Source organism: Brucella sp. TWI432, assembly GCF_039674445.1.
Lineage (GTDB): Bacteria > Pseudomonadota > Alphaproteobacteria > Rhizobiales > Rhizobiaceae > Brucella > Brucella chromiisoli.
In genome coordinates this window covers 238,168-258,133 of the sequence record NZ_JBDJNL010000003.1, presented here as the reverse complement: position 1 = coordinate 258,133, position 19,966 = coordinate 238,168, and the positions used below count along the sequence as shown (strand labels likewise).

The window sequence follows — 19,966 nt, the reverse complement described above, 5'->3', positions numbered from 1 at the left end:
ATGGCAATTACGCCTTGCAGTTTTACCATTGCCAGCCCAAGCGAAGACGCTTAGCGTCAAGGCATATTAAGAAGGGGCATCAAAAATGAAACGCGCATCATTACTCGCCACGGCTCTCTTACTCTGTTCATCAGCCGCATTTGGCGGAGATCAGAATCAGACACTAGAGGAGTTTTCTAGCGACCTCGTTGAGCTTTACAGCCTTTCAGGGATTACTAAGAACCAATTAGCTGACATGAACCCTAAAGCTCAGGTGTATGCGGTTCATCGTTTAATGAAGCAAGCAAACCAGTTTCAAGCTAAGTGGCGAGATAGTGATCTGGTTGAAATTGATCGCTTCCATGTCTCCGGAGGCGATCAACTGGCACTCGATATTGAGTTTCGCTTCAAATGATAAAAGCCCCGGCAAGTGCCGGGGCTTTCTTTTATCTGTGAAGGCACTTTAAAAGCGCTTTAAACGCTCTTTGACAAGGCAACTGGAATTTCGATGATTCCGATTTGCCGTGACAAAATTCCGAAAAATCGCGTCACGCTACACCCGTTTTAGGGGCACATTTAGGTGCACAAAACGAAAAATCCGGTGGGGATAACAAAATAAAATCAATGATTTAAGCAATGGTGGGCCCGGAGGGACTCGAACCCCCAACCAAGCGGTTATGAGCCGCCGGCTCTAACCAATTGAGCTACAGGCCCCACGCAACTCTGCACGTACCGCAAAGAAGCGCTGGACACAAGCTGTCAATTATACGATTTGCCCTAATACGCACATATTCGATTGCCATTCATGCAACTCAGGACAAAAACACATCAAATTTGAAGCGTTTAGTTGCAATTATTCTGCATTTCGCGTCAAATAATGGAATATTTTCCTTTAGGGGGGACTTAAATAAAGAAAAGCGTACTCCGAAAGGAATTAATAACTTTCGGTCAAGCTGAGCACTCTAATGGCAAAGCAGAAATGGATCTTTACGGAGACTGCTTTACACCGGCTGCATCAACATTCTCTACAGGAGATTTTATGAATAAGCGCGCTACTACCTTTCTTGCCACTTCACTTTCGGCAATCATGCTTGCAGGCGCATTGTCATTGCCAGCCGCAGCACAGGAGAATCAGATGACGAGACAGCCTGCTCGTATCTCCGTCTCGGGCGAAGGCAAAATGACGGCTGCCCCGGATATGGCCATTCTTAATCTCACCGTTTTGCGCGATGCGAAAACTGCCCGCGAAGCAATGACGGCCAACAATGAAGCAATGGCCAAAGTGCTCGACGCAATGAAAAAGGCAGGGGTCGAAGACCGTGATCTTCAGACGAGCGGCATCAATATTCAGCCGAGCTATATCTATCCTGATGACAAGAATGGCCTGAAAGAGGCTAAGATCAGCGGATATAGTGTCTCCAACAGCCTGACGGTTCGTGTGCGTGATTTGTCCAAGGTCGGCAATGTCCTTGATGAATCGGTCACACTCGGCGTCAATCAGGGCGGTGATTTGACTTTCGTGAATGACAATCCGTCAGCAACAATCAACGAAGCGCGCAAACGCGCCGTGGCTGATGCGATTGCAAAGGCAAAAACGCTCGCTGATGCGGCAAGCGTTGGTCTTGGTCGTGTCCTTGAGATCAGCGAGCAGAGCCGTTCTCCAATGCCAATGCCAATCGCGCGTGAGATGAAGATGATGGCCAACGCCGCGCCTCAGGATTCAGTTCCTATTGCTGCGGGCGAGAATAGCTATAATGTTTCGGTTAACGTCGTTTTCGAGATCAAGGAATAACGACAATAGCAAAAGCCAGCCCGATCCAATCGGGCTGGCTTTCAAAATTCTGATTTAAGGAAATCGAAACGCGCTCTATCGAATAATCGGGCAACCACGCACATTTGCGAAGACGACACCCGTCGGACGACCGTGACGGAAACCCCTAACCTGAACAGATTTACCGCGATGAATAACCCGTGCGTTGCGGATACCCATGCGATGGGCCTTCATCTTGGCACTCTCAACAGAACAAGCCGGGCCACGATGACGATGACGATGACCACGATAATCGATATTGATGCCTGAGGAATATTTCGCGGTGCTGACCGAAGGAGCGGATGCAGGCGATGCGGCATTTGCCGATGCACCAGCGGTGAAAACCACAGCGAGACCGATTGCAGCAGTGACGATGAATGATTTGAGCGACAGTGCGGACATCTTAAAATCCTTTCGAACTTTCATTGGGCGATCCTCACCCAGAACATCCGATAAGTATTCGAATGAATGTGAACGCAAAGCCAAGGGCGTGTTCACATACTATTCAGATAGATCAAGACCGTAGCGTAATTTTATAAAACCATTTTAAATCAGCACTTTATCTGGATATTCACACTGAAAATCTGATCAAGTCGCCAACAGTAAACTCAAGTAATCTGCCTATCAGCCAATCAATCGAGCGGGACCATGTGCTGGATATATTCCTCTTCGTCCTCAAGCTCGTGATCAAATGCTGTCACCCGGCCACGAACAGAGACGCCTGCTTCATGAATCGTATCCGGTGATCCTGAAACCAGCGGGTGCCACCAATAAAGATCGGCACCTTCTGCAACCAGTCGATAGGCGCAGGTCGCAGGCAACCAGTTGACCTCATAAACAATCTCTGGCGTCAAAAACACGCAGTCCGGCACACTGGCACGGCGATTGGGATAATCGCTGCACTTACAGCTATCTGCGTCCAGCAGCGTGCAAGCCACCGTTGTCCAGTAGACTTCGTCAGTGTCGTCATCCAGCAACTTATGCAGGCAGCACTGTCCGCAACCGTCGCACAGGCTTTCCCATTCCTTACGGGTAAGCTGCTCAAGAGATTTGGTCTGCCAGAAAGGTTTCTTATTCATAGGGCTGCATATAGAGCATTTGCAGCAAAAGTGCGTAGCGGTTTTGCATAAATTGGCATGGGCAAATCGCCGCCCTTTCCGATTGCCCGCTCCTTCGGTTGCATCTGTCAGCCACACTCACAATGCAATAAAAAAAGCCACCCATTCTCGTGGGCGGCTTTTTCGATTCTCTTGCAGGCAGCTCAGCGAAAAATCGCTTCGCCCTGCTCGTCAACAATCTGTCGACCTTTGTTGAGCGAGATACTCGCTGCATCCTCAAGCCCCGGACAACGATCAGCACGCACAAAGCGATGCTCTTTCAATTCCCCGTTGATCGTCTTCGAGATAACGCCACAAACCTGAAACTGACCACCTTCGCTGTAAGGTGTTGCAACGATCAGGAAGTCTTTGTGTTCAAGGCGTCCGGCTTCTTTTGGTGCCGCTGGAGTTTCATCCGCAGAACCACCACCGAAAAGACGCTTCAAAAAAGACATATCGCTCCCTCCCTTCTCTATTTAAGAACATCACCCGACACCGTATCCGGTATCGGGCGAAAAAATCTTAGCTGTCGAGGAACGAACGCAGCTTGCGCGAACGGCTCGGATGCTTGAGTTTGCGCAGCGCCTTCGCTTCAATCTGGCGAATACGTTCACGTGTCACCGAGAACTGCTGACCGACTTCTTCAAGCGTGTGGTCAGTGTTCATGCCAATACCGAAACGCATACGCAGAACGCGCTCTTCACGCGGCGTGAGCGAAGCGAGAACGCGGGTCGTCGTATCGCGAAGGTTTGCCTGAATGGCTGCATCGATGGGCAGCAGCGCATTCTTATCTTCGATGAAATCACCCAGATGTGAATCTTCTTCATCACCCACTGGCGTTTCAAGCGAGATTGGCTCCTTGGCGATTTTGAGAACCTTGCGCACTTTTTCAAGCGGCATCGCGAGCTTTTCAGCCAGTTCTTCCGGCGTTGGTTCACGACCGATTTCATGCAACATCTGGCGCGATGTACGAACGATCTTGTTGATCGTTTCGATCATGTGCACCGGAATACGGATGGTACGCGCCTGATCGGCAATCGAACGGGTGATTGCCTGTCTGATCCACCATGTCGCATAGGTCGAGAACTTGTAACCACGACGATATTCAAACTTATCAACCGCCTTCATCAGGCCGATATTGCCTTCCTGAATAAGATCAAGGAACTGAAGGCCACGGTTGGTGTACTTCTTGGCAATCGAGATCACGAGACGAAGGTTGGCTTCCACCATTTCCTTCTTGGCAATGGTTGCTTCGCGTTCGCCCTTCTGAACCTGATTGACGATACGGCGGAATTCACCAATCGAAATCGCGGTTTCAGTAGCAAGCATCTGAATTTCTGAACGCAGCCGATCAATTGCGCGTTCTTCTTTCGTCGCGAAATCTTTCCAGCCGCGTGCAGTCAATGTTCTGACACGCTCAATCCAGTTCGGATCAAGCTCGTGGCCCTGATATTCTTTCAGGAATTCTTCACGGCGAACCCCAAAGGATTCGGCCAGACGCAGCAGCCTGCCTTCATTCTGAACCAGACGCTTGTTGATGTCATAAAGCTGTTCAACGAGCTGTTCGATACGGTTCTGGTTGAGCGAAAGCGACTTAACCGCCTTGATCAGCTGATCTTTCAGCTCCTTATAGCGGCGTTCCTGACTGGATGAGAGTTCGCCGGTGGCAGCCAGACGGCTTTCAACCTGCTGATCCTGCAACTTGCGCAGCTTGCGATAGGTGTCGGCAATAAGGTCGAGCGTTTCCATAACCTGTGGGCGCAGTTCAGCTTCCATAGCTGCCAGCGACAGATTGGCTTCGTCCTCATCATCCTCTTCTTCTTCCGCAGGCATATCGCCGCCGACATTGGTAATGTCGTCGTCATCACGCGAACGGCGCGGCCCCTTATCATCGCGTGGCTTTTCTTCTTCCACGCGCTCGACAATCGGAGCCTGCTTGGCTTCTGGGCCGGCATAGGTAGTTTCAAGGTCAATGATTTCACGCAGCAAAATGTTGGATTCATTCAGCTGCTCACGCCAGATGATAATGGCCTGAAATGTCAGCGGGCTTTCACAAAGCCCGGCAATCATCGTTTCGCGACCGGCTTCAATGCGCTTTGCAATAGCGATTTCGCCTTCGCGCGACAGAAGCTCAACAGTACCCATTTCACGCAAGTACATGCGCACAGGATCGTCGGTGCGGTCGGTCGGCTCTTTTTTGGTTGTGGTGGCAGCAACGGCTGTGCCGGTTGCCTCAACCAGATCGCCGCCTTCTTCTTGTTCATCCTCATTGTTATCGTCGCGATCAGCTTCCTGCTCGTCGTCTTCAACAACATTGATGCCCATGTCCGACAGCATAGCCATCGTGTCTTCGATCTGCTCAGATGTCACTTCTTCGGAAGGAAGCACGGCATTCAGCTCGTCCATGGTGACGTAGCCGCGCTTCTTCGCAACCTTGATCATCTTCTTGACAGCATCGTCAGAAAGGTCGAGAAGCGGCCCGTCGGTCGCACCTTCGCGCTCGACTTCGGCTTCTTCGTTTTCCTTAGCCTTCGTTGCCATATTGCTCGTCTCCAGGCGACACCGGTCGCGTATAAGATATATAGAGTGGTCAAACGGTTTTGCGAGAGCGCCGTTTAACTGTTGATTCTGCGAATAGCTGATTTCACGTTAATGCCGGATTAACCCTGCCTTCATTAACGGATCCTGCAGTCTCCAAATTCCTGTGGGTAGATCCGGTATCGACGGTCGCCATAAAGGCCCTGCCCGGTCTGTGATTGATGCCCATCAAGGAAGAATTCAGGAACTCATTCAGGTAATTTCTGCAATATCAGTTCTTTATTCCTTGTTTGAACTGTCGTGATTCCGCCATTTGCGCCGCGCGTCAAGAGCGACTCACCTGATTCGGCTCTAAAAAGCGAATCATTTATTGTCGCGTCATCGCCTCAGGCCCTCAACCGTCCCAAATTCTTACAAATCCAGCGGTTTCAACGGCGCATCGGCGCAAAGTGATTCGGATAGCGTTACGACGAACCGGCACTGCGTCCTGAAGACAATCCAAACCCATCGATGAGAGCTTCGGTCGCTTCTGCCTGCGCGATCTGCTTTTGAATATCGATGAGACGGGCAAAAACTTCACCCGTTTCATCGCTATCAAGCGATGCTTCGACAGCGCGCAGTTCCCTATGTAGGGTGCGCGCGCGCTGATGCAAGTGAAGCGCCTGTTTTAAGGCTTCGCGAACATCATCTTCCGCAGCCTGTGCGGTCGCCGTCCATTCCCGTGTCCGGCGCACCGTTGCTTCAAGCATTTCGATCAGCTCGCCATGACCGGCCGCGACCAGCGCCTTGCGCATGGCTAAGCCATCTTCCACACGAGCTGATGCGAGAACATCAAGCATTGCAAAATGCAACACCTTCAACGCGTCATGCTCAAGATCAAGAGCCGCGATCGCCTCGAAATCTTCCTCAATCAAACGCGGATGATTGAGCAGCATCAGGACAATGGCTGTTTCGCGCAAAGGCGCATTTCGCCCCTTCACCACATTGGACCGCGTCAGACTGTCTGAAAAAGCAAGGCGTCCAGCAAAGGCGGCTGCCCCTCCGCGACCGCCCTGCGCACCCCGGCCCTTGCCTTTGTCGCGATTGAAAGCATTTCCGCCATTGTTCTGCCGCCGCTGCCCGAAAAACGCCTGTGCCCGGTCGCGCATTTCCTGACTGTAATGGCGTCGAATATCCTCATTTGCGATGCGATTAGTAATTTCGCGCAAGCGTGCTTCGAGCTCTGCACGGCGCTCCGGTGTATCAAACACGCCGCTTGCCGTTTCGCGCGTCCACACCAGATCGACCAGCGGCTTGGCATCCCGCAAAACAGCGTAAAACGCCGACGGACCTTCTGCCTTGACCAGATCATCCGGGTCCTGGCCCTCCGGCAACATAGCAAAGCGCAGTGATTTTCCCGGCTGCAAACTCGGCAGACCAAGATCAGCCGCACGATGGGCTGCACGCACACCTGCGCCGTCACCGTCAAAACACAGGATCGGTTCAGGACTAATGCGCCAAAGCAATTCAAGCTGCTCTTCGGTCAACGCCGTTCCAAGCGGCGCCACAGCCTGATGAATGCCGGCCTGTGCAAGCGCAATCACATCCATATAGCCCTCAACCGCGATAATCGCCTTGGCCTCTTCGCCCCCCTGCGGCTGACAGGCTTTGCGCGCACGCAGCCCGTTATAAAGCACCCGCCCCTTATGAAAGAGCTCGGTTTCAGGTGAGTTCAGATATTTCGCAGGCGCATCGGCTGAAAGTGCACGGCCACCAAAGGCGATAATCCGCCCGCGCAAATCCTCAATCGGGAACATGATGCGGTCCCGGAAGCGGTCATAAGAAACAGCGATGCCTTCACCATGCACCGCAAGACCACACGCCTCAATCTGATCTTTGGCGACGCCTTTGGAGGCCAAAAATTCTTTCAACGCATTGCGCGATTCGGGCGCATACCCAATACGAAATGTCTGCTGCGTTGCACTGGAAAGCCCACGGTCGCGCAAATAGGCACGCGCCTTCGCTCCGGCTGCAACCTGCAACTGGCTTTCAAAAAACTGCGCAGCCAATTCCATCACATCATAAAGCGTTGCGCGTTGTGCTTCGCGCTTTTCCATCTCCGGGTCACGCGCCGGCATCGGCACGCCCGCCATATCGGCAACGCGCTCAACTGCTTCCGGGAAACTTGCGCCCTCAAGCTCAGTCAGAAATTTGAAATGATCACCGGTCACACCGCAACCAAAGCAGTGATAACGCCCCTTGCGATCCTCGCAATGGAAACTCGGCGTCTTTTCTCCGTGGAACGGGCAGCAGCCCCAGAAATCACCTTTCGGCGGATTGCTCTTTTTCCGATCAAATGAAACGCGCGTTCCGATCAGCGTCGAAATCGGCACGCGATCTCTGATCTCATCAAGAAAGGAGGGCGGAAAACGCATTACGATTGTCACTTTCGGGTCAGATAAGCATGATATGCAGACTGAGATACATATAGGCCCGCACAATCATACAGTCCATCGCACACAAGCGGCCCTCCCCGCTAATCACATGCTGTAAAGCGGATAAGGATGATGATTGGACGCGGCTCCGACATTCATAAAACTGTCATATACCTGTCACATTACAATAGGAACGCTTGATTTAAGGCCATTTCCAGCCCATATTCTTTCAAATAATCATTAGCCGGAACATATTTTTTCTCTTTTCGTTGCGTAAGCTTAACCTGACGAGTTTTCATTTTTCACCCCCAAGCCGAAAGGATTTTTCGTGAACGGTTCTCTGGTCCTTTTGCATCTTGCTGGTGCAGTCGCGCTCCTGCTTTGGGCGACGCGCATGGTGCGAACAGGAGTGGAGCGCGCCTATGGCGATCGTTTGCGCCGTCGTCTGCGCAACCAGATGCAAAATCCCCTGCTTTCAATTGCCTTTGGCCTTGCGCTGGCAATCGCCTTGCAAAGCTCGACCGCTGTAACGCTGCTGGTTGGCTCTTTCGTCGGGTCAGGCATTGTGAGCGGCGTCGCTGGCCTGATGGCCGTGCGCGGCGGCGAACTGGGATCGGCACTTGTCGTCAAAATTCTGAGCTATGACCTGACCCTGCTGGTACCGCTCTGCCTTGTTTCCGGCACTGCGATTTTCATGACCACCGAGCGACGGGATTGGCGACAGATTGGCCGCATTCTGGTGGGTATCGGGCTGCTCATCATGTCTTTGGAAATGACCGGGCAGGCAACGGAACCGCTTCGCCAAAGTGAGCTGCTGCCCATCATCGTCGATTATCTGTCCGGCGATCCGATAACCGCCTATCTTCTGGCGGCGCTCATGACATGGCTGTTTCATTCAAGTATCGCAGCCGTCATTCTGCTCACCACTTTCGCTTCACGCGGACTGATCGCGCCGGAACTGGCCGTGGTTATGGTACTGGGCGTCAATCTCGGCTCGTCAATCATCGCCCCCATCCTGACCCGAAATGCACCGCCGGAAACGCGCGTCGTGCCTCTTGGCAATCTGTTGATGCGCGGTGCCGGTTCGCTGGTGATCCTGATCCTGTTTGAGACATTCAAACCCTCGATTGGTTTTCTGGGCGGCGATCCGGTCTCGCAGGTCGTCAATGCGCATATTCTGTTCAACGTCATTGTCATGGTTGCAGGCATTCCGCTGTCGGGGCTGGTTCTGCGCGCCACTGACGCACTCGTCCACCTCAACGCTGACAAAAACGCACCCATTCAGCCGGTTGAATTCGAAGAATACAGTGCACTGGATATGGCGGTTCTCGACCGGCCCTCACAGGCACTTGCCAATGCAACACGTGAAGTCGTGGGCGTGTGTGACACGATTGAAGTGATGCTGCGCCGTATTATAGACCTTTATGAAAAGCCCGATCAGACACGCATCAATGAACTGGCAGCTCTTGATGACCGGGTTGATACAAAACATGCCGCGATCAAGCTTTATCTTACAAAAGTTGCAAGCAAGGATCTGGATGAATTTGAAGCGCTGCGCATGCAGGAACTGATGGGCGCCTGCGTCAAGCTTGAACAGGTCGGCGACATCATCGTGCGCAACATGCTCGCACATGTGCAAAAGAAGATGGATCACAAGCTCGAATTCACCGAGGAAGGCTGGAAGGAACTCACCCACTTCCACGCCATGGTGCTCGCCAATGCGCATATGGCCTTTAATGTGATCGTCTCTCGCGACGGGCACACAGCCCGCCAGCTCGTGCAGGAAAAAGACAATCTGCGCGAACTGGAAAAGCAGACAAGCATGCGCCACTTCTCGCGCCTTCGCGATGGTTCGACCCGAAGCATCGAAACAAGTACGATTCATCTCGATACCATTCGCGATCTCAAGCAGATCAATTCACTGCTGGCATCAATGGCTTATCCGGTTCTTGAGGAACAGGGCCTGCTCAGCACCACACGCCTGAAAACAGCGAAACAAGGCTCGTAACAGCAAGCATTAAAAATCGATCACCACAGAGGGTGCGCTGCGTCGCGCCTTTCCATGGTAGACGGCCTCAATGTTATTGCCATCGGGGTCGAGAACGAAAGCCGCATAGTAATCGGGATGATAAGGGCGCTCGCCAGGAGCACCGTTATCCTGCCCACCATTTTCCAGTGCAGCACGATAGAAAGCATCCACTGTTGCACGATCCTTTGCCTGAAAGGCCAGATGGTGGCGTCCTGTCAATACACCGAGTGCGGCCGGACTATCCGCCGACGACACAACAAGCTCGTCAGCCCAGAAGTAGTCGTCCGCCGTCGTTACAATAGGGATATCCAGCACCGCCAGAACAGCCGTGTAGAAATTCTGACTGGCCGTGATATCGCGGACAACAAGCTGAATATGGTCGATAAGCCGACCGCGATGCAGTTGGGTGGTTTCCATGGTCGTTCATCCGATTTTGGTTTGTTTGCGTCACAAAATGCCTGACGGGTGAACGACCAGAATGCTTCAGGAAGATAGTTCCGGCAATATAAAACGTTCGAAATATCGCCAATCCAAGGCAAGCAGACATGACCATTTGCGTGCCCCGGCATTTCAGTTGAGGATCGAACCGCCGCTAGGCGGTTCTACGCATCTCACTGCAGCAGCGTTTTCACCAGCGCACTGGCTTTGGTGAAATCCATCTGTCCTGCATAGCGTTCTTTAAGAGCGGCCATAACCTTACCCATATCGCGCAGTCCCTGTGCACCAATATCGGCGATGACCGCCTCACAGGCCACCTTAACCTCGTCATCGCTCATCTGCGTTGGCAGAAAATCGCTGATGATCGCGATTTCGGCACGCTCACCTTCGGCCAGTTCAATCCGATTGCCTTCTTCATAAATGCGTGCAGATTCTTCGCGCTGCTTGACCATCTTACCCAGAATGCCAAGCAGTTCTTCATCACCGACCGGATCTTTGCCTGCACCACGATTGGCAATATCACGATCCTTAACCGCAGCCATGATCAGACGCAGCGTCGACAAGCGAAGCTTATCCTGTGCCTTCATGGCATCGGTCATTGCCTGAGAAATCTCCTGGCGCAGCATATTATTCTCCTAATATCTGTAAAATGTTCAATTAGAACCGCTTCTAGTCCAAAAGCGGGGCCATAAGCAATCACACGTCTTAGGGCCTGTTGAGGATTAGGGGTTGAAGCTGGGTATGACGGAATAGACCCAATCCCAAATTTTCGTAAAAAGCTTGCGTTCCTGCGATTGACCGCGCGTCCAAGTTTCTCTATTTGTCAGGGCTTAGCAGGACATCGGCATGTGCTCACGGCGGGAAGTTTAATCCCCGCTGTGTTTTGGTGCATATATGGCCCCGGAAACTCCTTTTTTCAAGCTGCTCACAATGAGAGGTTGAAACACGGATACATGCCGCATGACTGATAAACCAAAACGCGCGCCAGACGGCAAACGCGAAACCACGCAGGAGTGCACGCCATGACCGAAGCCCCATCGAAAACAGCACCCTGGACAATTGCAAAGCGAACCGCCGTTCTCGTACTTGCTGACGGCACCGTCATTGAAGGTCAGGGCCTTGGCGCAACGGGTGCGATTGAAGCAGAAGTTGTCTTCAACACTGCCCTCACCGGCTATGAAGAAATCCTGACCGATCCATCCTATGCCGGCCAGATCGTTACCTTCACCTTCCCACATATCGGCAATGTCGGCACCAATGCGGAAGATGTTGAAGACCTGACGCCCGCCAACCGCCACGGCGCAGTCGGTGCGATTTTCAAAGCGGACATCACCACCCCTTCCAATTTCCGCGCATCGGAAGACCTGAATACATGGCTTAAGAATCGCGGCGTCATTGCCCTTGCCGGCATCGATACCCGCGCCCTCACCGCCCTTATTCGTGAGCGCGGCGCGCAAAATGCCGTCATTGCGCATGACCCGGAAGGCAAGTTTGACATCGAAGCGCTGAAAACCCGTGCCGCCCAATGGAGCGGTCTTGAAAACCTCGATCTCGCCAAAGATGTCACCATCGGCCAGAGCCTGACATGGGATCAGACACCATGGGTGCTGGGTGAAGGGTATGGCGAACAGTCTGATGTACAATACCATGTCGTCGCCCTCGACTTCGGCGTGAAGCGCAACATTCTGCGTCTGCTTTCAGGCCTCGGTGCGAAGGTCACCGTTCTGCCTGCAACGGCCAGCGCAGAAGATGTGCTTGCCTATAACCCGGATGGTATCTTCCTTTCAAATGGCCCCGGCGATCCAGCGGCAACCGGCAGCTATGCCGTGCCAACCATCCAAAAGCTGGTTGATAGCGGCTTGCCGGTTTTTGGCATTTGCCTCGGCCACCAGATGCTGGCACTGGCGCTTGGTGCCAAGACTGAAAAGATGCATCAGGGCCACCATGGGGCAAACCATCCGGTCAAGGATTACACCACCGACAAGGTTGAGATCGTATCGATGAACCACGGCTTTGCCGTTGATTCCGACAGCCTGCCGGACCATGTGGAAGAAACCCATGTGTCACTTTTCGACGGCACCAATTGCGGCCTGCGCGTCATCGGCAAGCCTGTGTTCTCCGTACAGCATCACCCGGAAGCCTCTCCCGGCCCGCAGGACAGCCACTATCTGTTCCGTCGGTTCATCAATCTGATCCGCGAGAAAAAGGGCGAAGCACTCCTGCCGGAACGCGAACAGGCTGCGTGAATCAACACCTGAGAGCACCGAAGTAAGACTTTGTTAAGAAATGAAAAAGCCGGGATTTGATCCCGGCTTTTTCTTTGTCTGCATGCAGCTTTAATTTCAGATATCACCGCTGAATGTATCGCAGGAATCGATCTTGCCGCTATCAAAGCCGCGCTGGAACCACTTGGCGCGCTGCGCAGACGTGCCGTGATTGAAGCTTTCCGGCACCACATAACCCTGAGAGCGCTTTTGCAGTGTGTCGTCGCCGATCTGGTGGGCCGCATTGATTGCTTCTTCGAGATCACCCGCCTCCAGAATACCCTTCTGGTTGGTGTAATATCCCCAGACACCGGCAAAACAATCGGCCTGCAATTCGACCCGAACCGACATCTGATTGGCCTGCGCTTCGTTCATCTGCTGGCGCATCTGATTGAAGCGCGGCAGAATGCCGAGCAGGTTCTGAACGTGATGCCCAACCTCATGCGCAATCACATAGGCATTGGCGAAATCACCAGATGCGCCGAATTTGGTCGCGAGCTCGTTGAAAAATGTGAGGTCCAGATAAAGCTTGCGATCCCCGGGGCAATAGAACGGCCCAGAAGCCGATGAAGCCATGCCGCAGGCAGAGCGCACACCATCCGAAAATAGAACCATGGTCGGCGGCGTGTAGGTCTGTCCGCGCGACTGGAAAATACCGCTCCAGGTATCTTCGGTTTCAGCAAGAATCGTCCGGGCAAATTGGGTTGCCTCATCATTGGCAACCTTACCGCCACTGCTCTGCTGGCTCGTTTGCGTGGACTGAATACTGCCATCGCCAAAAAGGAATGGCATCGGATCAATGCCGATCGCACGCAACACAAAGAACAGCACGACAAGAATAACAATGCCGGAAATACCGCCCCCCCGCATAATGCGAAAACCTGGCCCGCCGCCCATGCCACCGCCACTAAAGCCGCCACCGCCGCCTTGTTGTCCACGAACATCTTCAACATTATCGCTTTGTCTACGGCCTTGCCAACGCATGGACCAACTCCCCTTCACCGTGCCAGCCCATGAGAGGGCAGCACCAATCTATTACTGGTAATTGTCGCACAAACTCTTGGCACAGCAACATAAAAAGTAAATGAGCAGGAATCACAAACAAAGACGCAACTGCAACAAACGCATCAATGAGAGACCATAACAGGCGGCATTGCCAGGAAGTTTTGGTCAATGCCCGCATTTTCTTTTAAATAAGGGCATTTGTGGGGTTCCGCTTTGGATCATCATTGCCTATAAGGCCCACTTAGCCCACAGAATATACCTCTGCCAACCCGCCGGAAAACCGTGCGGGCTTTTCTGGCAGGCTAAGAACAAGGATACGCCCCCATGCCGAAACGTACAGATATCAAATCGATCCTGATCATCGGCGCGGGCCCCATTGTTATCGGTCAGGCATGCGAGTTCGATTATTCGGGCACACAAGCCTGTAAGGCGTTGAAAGAGGAAGGCTACCGCATCATCCTCGTCAATTCCAATCCGGCAACGATCATGACCGATCCTGATCTGGCCGATGCGACGTATATTGAGCCGATCACACCCGAAGTCGTTGCTAAAATCATCGCCAAGGAGCGCCCGGATGCGCTTCTGCCGACCATGGGCGGACAGACGGCACTCAACACGGCATTGTCGCTCCGTCGTATGGGCGTTCTTGAGCGCTACAATGTTGAAATGATCGGCGCAAACGCAGAAGCGATCGATAAGGCAGAAGACCGCGCACTTTTCCGCGAAGCCATGGAAAAGATCGGCCTTGATACCCCGACGTCGATGCTCGCCAATGCGACCGAAATCAAGGACGAAGATCGCAAGCGCCACGAAATGAAGCGCAACGAAGTCAAGGCGCAATATTCGGGCGACGATCTGGATAAGGCACTCGATAAGCTTGAAACTGAATGGCAGCTTGGCGAAGTCGAGCGCAAGCAGCGCTATATGAGCCATGCGCTGGCCAAAGCTGCACAGGCGATGGATGTTGTCGGCCTTCCGGCGATTATCCGCCCAAGCTTTACGCTTGGTGGCACCGGCGGTGGTATTGCTTACAACCGTCAGGAATTTTTTGAAATCATCGAGCGCGGCCTTGATGCATCGCCAACCACTGAAGTGCTGATCGAAGAATCGGTTCTTGGCTGGAAGGAATATGAAATGGAAGTGGTCCGCGACAAGGCGGATAACTGCATCATCATCTGCTCAATCGAAAACCTCGACCCGATGGGCGTGCACACCGGCGATTCCATTACCGTTGCCCCTGCCCTGACGCTGACCGACAAAGAATACCAGATCATGCGCAACGCCTCGATTGCGGTGCTGCGTGAGATCGGCGTTGAAACAGGCGGCTCCAACGTCCAGTTCGCGATCAACCCGGCCAATGGCCGCATGATCGTCATCGAAATGAACCCACGCGTCTCGCGTTCATCGGCGCTGGCTTCCAAGGCAACCGGCTTTCCGATTGCCAAGGTCGCAGCCAAACTTGCGGTTGGCTACACGCTGGACGAACTCGACAACGACATCACCGGCGGCGCAACGCCTGCATCGTTTGAACCATCGATTGACTATGTCGTCACCAAAATCCCGCGCTTCGCGTTTGAAAAATTCCCCGGCTCATCGCCAATCCTGACCACCGCCATGAAGTCGGTCGGCGAAGTCATGGCGATTGGCCGTACTTTCCAGGAAAGCTTGCAGAAGGCGCTGCGCGGCCTTGAAACCGGCCTGACGGGCCTGGATGAAATCGCTATCCCGAACATCGAGGAAGGCGACGAAAAGAACGCAATCCGTGCAGCCATTGGCACACCAACGCCAGACCGTCTTCGCATGGTCGCTCAGGCCATGCGCCTCGGCCTCAGCACAGAGCAGATCCATGACGTATCGAAGATCGATCCATGGTTCCTTGAGCAGATCGAAGGCATCGTTAATACCGAGGCCCGTATTCGCGAACATGGCCTGCCACAGGACACGGAAAATCTGCGTATGTTGAAGGCGATGGGCTTCTCCGATGCGCGCCTTGCAAGCCTGATTGGCAAAGATGCCGAAGACGTTGCCAAGCTGCGCAATGATCTCGACGTGCATCCGGTTTATAAGCGCATCGACACTTGTGCTGCGGAATTCGCTTCGCCAACCGCTTATATGTACTCGACCTATGAAACGCCTTTTGTTGGCCAGCCACGCTCAGAAGCCGAAGTTTCGGATCGCAAAAAGGTCGTCATTCTCGGCGGGGGTCCAAACCGTATCGGCCAGGGCATTGAGTTCGATTATTGCTGCTGCCATGCGGCCTTCGCGCTCAACGATGCCGATTACGAAGCCATCATGATCAACTGCAACCCGGAAACCGTTTCGACCGACTATGACACGTCGGACCGTCTCTATTTCGAACCCTTGACGGCAGAAGACGTGCTGGAAATCCTGCGCGTCGAACAGGAAAAAGGCACACTGCATGGCGTCATTGTGCAGTTTGGTGGCCAAACACCGCTCAAGCTCGCAAATGCACTTGAAAAGGCCGGCATTCCAATCCTGGGCACTTCGCCCGACGCAATCGATCTTGCAGAAGATCGCGACCGCTTCCAGAAGCTGCTCATCAAGCTGGGTCTCAATCAGCCGAAGAACGGCATCGCCTATTCGGTTGAACAGGCACGCCTGATTGCAGCAGACCTTGGTTTCCCGCTGGTTGTGCGCCCATCTTATGTTCTGGGTGGCCGCGCCATGCAGATCATTCACGATGAACGCAGCCTGCAAGCCTATCTGCTCGACACGGTTCCAGAACTGGTACCGGAAGACATCAAGGCCAAATATCCAAACGACAAGACCGGCCAGATCAACACGCTGCTCGGCAAGAACCCGCTCCTGTTCGATACCTACCTGACACAGGCAATCGAAGTGGATGTGGATTGCCTCTGCGATGGCAAGGACAGTTTTGTTTCCGGCATCATGGAGCACATCGAAGAAGCTGGTATTCACTCGGGTGACTCTGCCTGTTCGCTGCCGGTCCATACGCTTTCGCCAGAGATCGTCACCGAACTCGAACGCCAGACAGCATTGCTCGCCAAGGCGCTCAATGTTGGCGGCCTGATGAACGTGCAGTTCGCGATCAAGGACGGCGAAATCTTCATTCTTGAAGTGAACCCGCGCGCTTCGCGTACTGTGCCATTTGTCGCCAAGACCATCGGCACACCGATTGCCAAGGTTGCAGCCCGCATCATGGCCGGTGAGAACCTTGAAGAAGCGCTCGGCGCATATGGTGGCAAGCCAAAGACTCCTTCGCGTCCGCATATTGCGGTCAAGGAAGCCGTGTTCCCATTTGCCCGCTTCCCTGGCGTTGACACGCTGCTCGGACCGGAAATGCGTTCAACCGGCGAAGTCATGGGCCTCGACTATGATTACGCGCTGGCCTTTGCCAAGGCGCAGCTCGGTGCAGGTGTTGAACTGCCCCGCGAGGGCACGGTTTTTGTATCGGTGCGTGACGAAGACAAGGAACGTGTTCTTGGTCCGGTGCGCAAACTGGCAAACATCGGCTTTAAGGTTATGGCAACCGGTGGCACTCAGAAGTTCCTCGAAGAGAATGGCGTGGAAGCGACCAAGATCAACAAGGTTATTGAGGGCCGCCCACACGTTGAAGACGCAATCCGCAATCGCCAGATTCACCTGGTCTTCAACACGACCGACAGCGCAAGTGCGGTTTCTGACAGCAAGTCGATCCGCCGCGCAACGCTGATGCAAAAACTGCCATATTACACAACTATGGCTGGTGCAGATTCGGCCGCAGACGCGATTGCAGCGCTTAAGGCTGGCTCAATGGAAGTTCGTCCGCTTCAGGATTACTTCCGCACATAAGCACGGCTTGCAGAAGAAAAAGGCCGCAGATGAAAATCTGCGGCCTTTGCTATTGGAGCATTTGCAGCAAAAATACGAAGCGGTTTTGCGTGGGGTAATGCATGAAAAAATAGATGGCGCATTTCCGATGTTTCGATCAAAACAGGAAGCGCTTTAGAAAACTTTAGTTCTGATACGGCAAACGCAATGGATCGGCCTGCAAATCCATTTCCAGATGAAGCTTGTGCTTGAACAAGCCATTATGGTCTATGCCTTTCCCAATGTGAATAACACAAGCAGCCTTCAGAGGCCCTTCCAGAATATCATAAGCGCGCCTGCGCGCCTCTTCATCCATTCCATCCAGCGTTCCATCGATCACGACCCAGTGAGGGTTTTGCAGCACCAGCCGCGCTAAGGCGAGGCTTTGCTGTTCGTCAGCCGTCAGCGTCCGATCCCAGCGCAGCGGGCGGTCGATCTGCGACACCAGCCGCTCAAGTCCCGCCAGTCTGAGCACCTCGGCAACCTGATTTTTTGAAAAGTCAGCAGAGTTCAAGGGATAAACAACCGCATCGTGCAGATTGCCCGGCGGGATATAGGGTGCATGCGGAATGAACACCACGCGGTTTCCCGCAGGCATTCCGATGCGTCCACTGCCCCACGGCCACAAGCCGCCAAGTGCCCGAAAGAACAGGCTGCGCTCGGATTCGGTCGCCCCCGTTACAAGCAGGCGCTCACCGGGATTGATGACAACCTTCTTCTCAACCAGATTGAGACATCCTTCAGGGGAAGCAATCGACAGACTATCGATTGTCAGGCTTTCTTCTTCATTGGTCGCAACCGCGATCTGCTGATCAGGATGGCCAATTTCATCCATGCGCAAAATAGCCTGCCGAAAGCTTGCCACGCGCAAGAGCGTTGCGCGCCAATCAGCGATGGCGCCAAAATTATCGACAAACCAGCGCAGCGAATTGTGCACCTGCGTAAAAGCGCCCACGGCCATCATCAGACCGCCAAATGTCAGTCCGCCTGAAAAATAAACCGGTGCGGCAACAAGAATGGGAGCAACGATCGTGAACCAGCCATAGCCAGCCGTCACCCATGTCAGATTGGTCGTCGCAATGACGATCCGCTTGATTGCGACCAAGACAGCATCAAGATCACGATAAAGCCTTCGCCGCTCATCCGCCTCACCACGGGCCAGCGTCACCGCATCGATATGCTCATTGACCCGCATCAGCGAAAAGCGGAAATCAGCCTCACGCGCATAGCGGTTGGCATTGTGATTGACGAGACTGCGGCCAACAAACCATGACAGCAGCGATGCCGAACCCGCATAAAACACCGCTGCCCAGACCATATAGCCGGGAATGGAAAAACTGTAGCCCCCGACATGAAAGACAAAGCCGCTCGAAAGCGACCACAACACCCCAACAAAACTAACCAGAATGACGGTCGATTGCAGCAGATTGATTCCAAGATCGCTGGTTGTTTCAGCCAGATGCCGCGCATCTTCCTGCAAGCGTTGATCGGGATTAACACCGATCTCGCCAGCCTTTGCCAGCCGGAAGGCGCGCCCCGGCTGCAACCATTGCCCCACCAGATCGCGCGCCAGTCCTTCCCGCAGCTTGAGCTTGAACATCTGGTTGAGCCATGTCTGCGACACGTTGAGGATAAGAATTGATCCAGCGATAGCGAAAAAAATCAACAGCTGATGAAAGAAAGCGCTCAGATTGCGATCCGATAACGCGTTGTAAAAGGGCACATTCCAGCGGTTGATGGCGACCTGCCCGACCGCGATCAGAACAATCAGAACAAAGATTCCGGTTCCAACTGCAATCAGAGTGTTGCGAACCGGGGAAACCCAGAATGCACTCATCATCATATGCACATGCGAGAAAAGATCATTGCCGTCGTGCTTGCCCTTATTGGACCGGTCACGAAGCGGATGCTCGGCGCTGAGCGGCTTATCCTGCTTTGATTTGGATACCACGTCTTTCCTCACCGAATGTGTGCAACAATTTGCCGGTAAAAAACCGCGCGTTCAATAACAGACTTCTTCCAACGCGTCTTAATCAATTCCCGGTGTATGCTATAGCAATATTTTTAAACCTGTTAGGCCCCGCCTCGGCAGAAACAAGCGTTCACCTGAACATTGAAATATGAAAAAGCGATACAGAAATAGACCTTTAGAGATAGCAAAGCCTGTCTTGTCTTGGTCAAAATTGTCACATATAATTCTGGCATCGATTTTTCGGTCAAGTGACTTTGCGACCCGCCCGGCCTGCCGTGCTTCCTGACGATCTCCTGTCCATAAATTCGATCCACAGGGACGTGTGCGAAGCATACGGACTAACGACTACTAATGTTACAAAGGAATTTCCCATGGCTACGGGAACAGTTAAGTGGTTCAACACGACCAAGGGCTTCGGCTTCATTCAGCCTGATCAGGGCGGCACGGACGTATTCGTCCACATTTCCGCTGTTCAGCGCGCAGGTCTTGCGACCCTCGACGAAGGCCAGAAGGTTTCGTACGAAATCGTACAGGACCGTCGTTCGGGCCGTTCGTCTGCCGACAACCTCGTCGCAGCATAAGTTTTGCC

At 53.3% G+C, this 19,966-nt stretch carries 15 protein-coding genes and 1 tRNA gene; 6 read left to right on the top strand and 10 right to left on the bottom strand.

Going from position 1 to position 19,966, the window contains the following annotated elements:
* Window positions 1–85: 85 nt before the first annotated feature.
* Complete coding sequence (locus ABE527_RS08455) at window positions 86–394, top strand: hypothetical protein (RefSeq protein WP_499696621.1); 309 nt, start codon at window positions 86–88, stop codon at window positions 392–394.
* 222 nt (window positions 395–616) lie between these two features.
* On the opposite strand, the gene ABE527_RS08450 is transcribed toward ABE527_RS08455, so the two are convergent.
* Window positions 617–693 (bottom strand) — tRNA-Ile (locus tag ABE527_RS08450).
* Between the two features lie 325 nt (window positions 694–1,018).
* Between ABE527_RS08450 and ABE527_RS08445 the strand changes: the two genes are divergently transcribed.
* Window positions 1,019–1,771 (top strand): SIMPL domain-containing protein, encoded by a 753-nt coding sequence (locus ABE527_RS08445; protein WP_265985514.1) that lies wholly within the window; start codon window positions 1,019–1,021, stop codon window positions 1,769–1,771.
* A 75-nt stretch (window positions 1,772–1,846) separates the two neighbouring features.
* On the opposite strand, the gene ABE527_RS08440 is transcribed toward ABE527_RS08445, so the two are convergent.
* The 5 genes from ABE527_RS08440 to dnaG form a co-directional block, all read right to left on the bottom strand.
* On the bottom strand, window positions 1,847–2,191 hold the full coding sequence (locus ABE527_RS08440) for an antifreeze protein (RefSeq protein WP_499693949.1): 345 nt from the start codon (window positions 2,189–2,191) through the stop codon (window positions 1,847–1,849).
* Window positions 2,192–2,421: 230 nt separating this feature from the next.
* On the bottom strand, window positions 2,422–2,868 hold the full coding sequence (locus ABE527_RS08435; RefSeq protein WP_396998380.1) for a YcgN family cysteine cluster protein: 447 nt from the start codon (window positions 2,866–2,868) through the stop codon (window positions 2,422–2,424).
* Between the two features lie 182 nt (window positions 2,869–3,050).
* Window positions 3,051–3,341, bottom strand: coding sequence for an HlyU family transcriptional regulator (locus ABE527_RS08430; protein ID WP_499696620.1), 291 nt, complete (start codon window positions 3,339–3,341; stop codon window positions 3,051–3,053).
* Window positions 3,342–3,408: 67 nt separating this feature from the next.
* Window positions 3,409–5,427 (bottom strand): RNA polymerase sigma factor RpoD, encoded by a 2,019-nt coding sequence (gene rpoD / locus ABE527_RS08425; RefSeq protein WP_265985517.1) that lies wholly within the window; start codon window positions 5,425–5,427, stop codon window positions 3,409–3,411.
* Window positions 5,428–5,888: 461 nt separating this feature from the next.
* Window positions 5,889–7,838, bottom strand: coding sequence for a DNA primase (gene dnaG / locus ABE527_RS08420; protein ID WP_499696619.1), 1,950 nt, complete (start codon window positions 7,836–7,838; stop codon window positions 5,889–5,891).
* Window positions 7,839–8,166: 328 nt separating this feature from the next.
* Here dnaG and ABE527_RS08415 point away from each other — a divergent pair, with 328 nt between their 5' ends.
* Window positions 8,167–9,846 carry a Na/Pi cotransporter family protein gene (locus tag ABE527_RS08415; RefSeq protein ID WP_396998374.1) on the top strand — a complete coding sequence of 560 codons (1,680 nt, stop codon included), beginning with the start codon at window positions 8,167–8,169 and terminating at the stop codon, window positions 9,844–9,846.
* A gap of 9 nt (window positions 9,847–9,855) precedes the next feature.
* Here the strand turns inward: ABE527_RS08415 and ABE527_RS08410 are convergent, their stop codons facing one another.
* Window positions 9,856–10,284, bottom strand: a complete 429-nt coding sequence (locus ABE527_RS08410; RefSeq protein ID WP_396998372.1) for a VOC family protein — start codon at window positions 10,282–10,284, stop codon at window positions 9,856–9,858.
* 194 nt (window positions 10,285–10,478) lie between these two features.
* Window positions 10,479–10,931, bottom strand: a complete 453-nt coding sequence (locus ABE527_RS08405; protein WP_265985521.1) for a GatB/YqeY domain-containing protein — start codon at window positions 10,929–10,931, stop codon at window positions 10,479–10,481.
* A gap of 396 nt (window positions 10,932–11,327) precedes the next feature.
* Between ABE527_RS08405 and carA the strand changes: the two genes are divergently transcribed.
* Entirely contained in the window at window positions 11,328–12,551 is a 1,224-nt protein-coding gene (carA, locus tag ABE527_RS08400; RefSeq protein ID WP_499696618.1) for a glutamine-hydrolyzing carbamoyl-phosphate synthase small subunit, read from the top strand.
* 96 nt (window positions 12,552–12,647) lie between these two features.
* On the opposite strand, the gene ypfJ is transcribed toward carA, so the two are convergent.
* Window positions 12,648–13,553: a KPN_02809 family neutral zinc metallopeptidase gene (gene ypfJ / locus ABE527_RS08395; RefSeq protein ID WP_499696617.1), complete on the bottom strand. Its 906-nt coding sequence runs from the start codon at window positions 13,551–13,553 to the stop codon at window positions 12,648–12,650.
* Window positions 13,554–13,898: 345 nt separating this feature from the next.
* Between ypfJ and carB the strand changes: the two genes are divergently transcribed.
* Window positions 13,899–17,387, top strand: a complete 3,489-nt coding sequence (gene carB / locus ABE527_RS08390; protein ID WP_265985524.1) for a carbamoyl-phosphate synthase large subunit — start codon at window positions 13,899–13,901, stop codon at window positions 17,385–17,387.
* Between the two features lie 163 nt (window positions 17,388–17,550).
* Here the strand turns inward: carB and ABE527_RS08385 are convergent, their stop codons facing one another.
* A complete protein-coding gene (locus ABE527_RS08385) occupies window positions 17,551–19,356 on the bottom strand; it encodes an ABC transporter ATP-binding protein/permease (RefSeq protein WP_323054554.1) in 1,806 nt (601 codons plus the stop codon).
* A 392-nt stretch (window positions 19,357–19,748) separates the two neighbouring features.
* On the opposite strand from ABE527_RS08385, the gene ABE527_RS08380 reads away from it, so the two are divergent.
* Entirely contained in the window at window positions 19,749–19,958 is a 210-nt protein-coding gene (locus ABE527_RS08380; RefSeq protein WP_006471898.1) for a cold-shock protein, read from the top strand.
* Window positions 19,959–19,966: the final 8 nt, after the last annotated feature.

What these genes read in the sequence shown, in the direction of transcription:
- ABE527_RS08455 (WP_499696621.1), top strand. Translation starts at nt 86, where the DNA reads ATGAAACGCGCATCATTACTCGCCACGGCTCTCTTACTCTGTTCATCA.
- ABE527_RS08430 (WP_499696620.1), bottom strand. Translation starts at nt 3,341, where the DNA reads ATGTCTTTTTTGAAGCGTCTTTTCGGTGGTGGTTCTGCGGATGAAACT.
- ABE527_RS08405 (WP_265985521.1), bottom strand. Translation starts at nt 10,931, where the DNA reads ATGCTGCGCCAGGAGATTTCTCAGGCAATGACCGATGCCATGAAGGCA.
- carA (WP_499696618.1), top strand. Translation starts at nt 11,328, where the DNA reads ATGACCGAAGCCCCATCGAAAACAGCACCCTGGACAATTGCAAAGCGA.
- ABE527_RS08380 (WP_006471898.1), top strand. Translation starts at nt 19,749, where the DNA reads ATGGCTACGGGAACAGTTAAGTGGTTCAACACGACCAAGGGCTTCGGC.
- ABE527_RS08445 (WP_265985514.1), top strand. Translation starts at nt 1,019, where the DNA reads ATGAATAAGCGCGCTACTACCTTTCTTGCCACTTCACTTTCGGCAATC.
- ABE527_RS08440 (WP_499693949.1), bottom strand. Translation starts at nt 2,191, where the DNA reads ATGTCCGCACTGTCGCTCAAATCATTCATCGTCACTGCTGCAATCGGT.
- rpoD (WP_265985517.1), bottom strand. Translation starts at nt 5,427, where the DNA reads ATGGCAACGAAGGCTAAGGAAAACGAAGAAGCCGAAGTCGAGCGCGAA.
- carB (WP_265985524.1), top strand. Translation starts at nt 13,899, where the DNA reads ATGCCGAAACGTACAGATATCAAATCGATCCTGATCATCGGCGCGGGC.
- ypfJ (WP_499696617.1), bottom strand. Translation starts at nt 13,553, where the DNA reads ATGCGTTGGCAAGGCCGTAGACAAAGCGATAATGTTGAAGATGTTCGT.
- ABE527_RS08435 (WP_396998380.1), bottom strand. Translation starts at nt 2,868, where the DNA reads ATGAATAAGAAACCTTTCTGGCAGACCAAATCTCTTGAGCAGCTTACC.
- ABE527_RS08410 (WP_396998372.1), bottom strand. Translation starts at nt 10,284, where the DNA reads ATGGAAACCACCCAACTGCATCGCGGTCGGCTTATCGACCATATTCAG.
- dnaG (WP_499696619.1), bottom strand. Translation starts at nt 7,838, where the DNA reads ATGCGTTTTCCGCCCTCCTTTCTTGATGAGATCAGAGATCGCGTGCCG.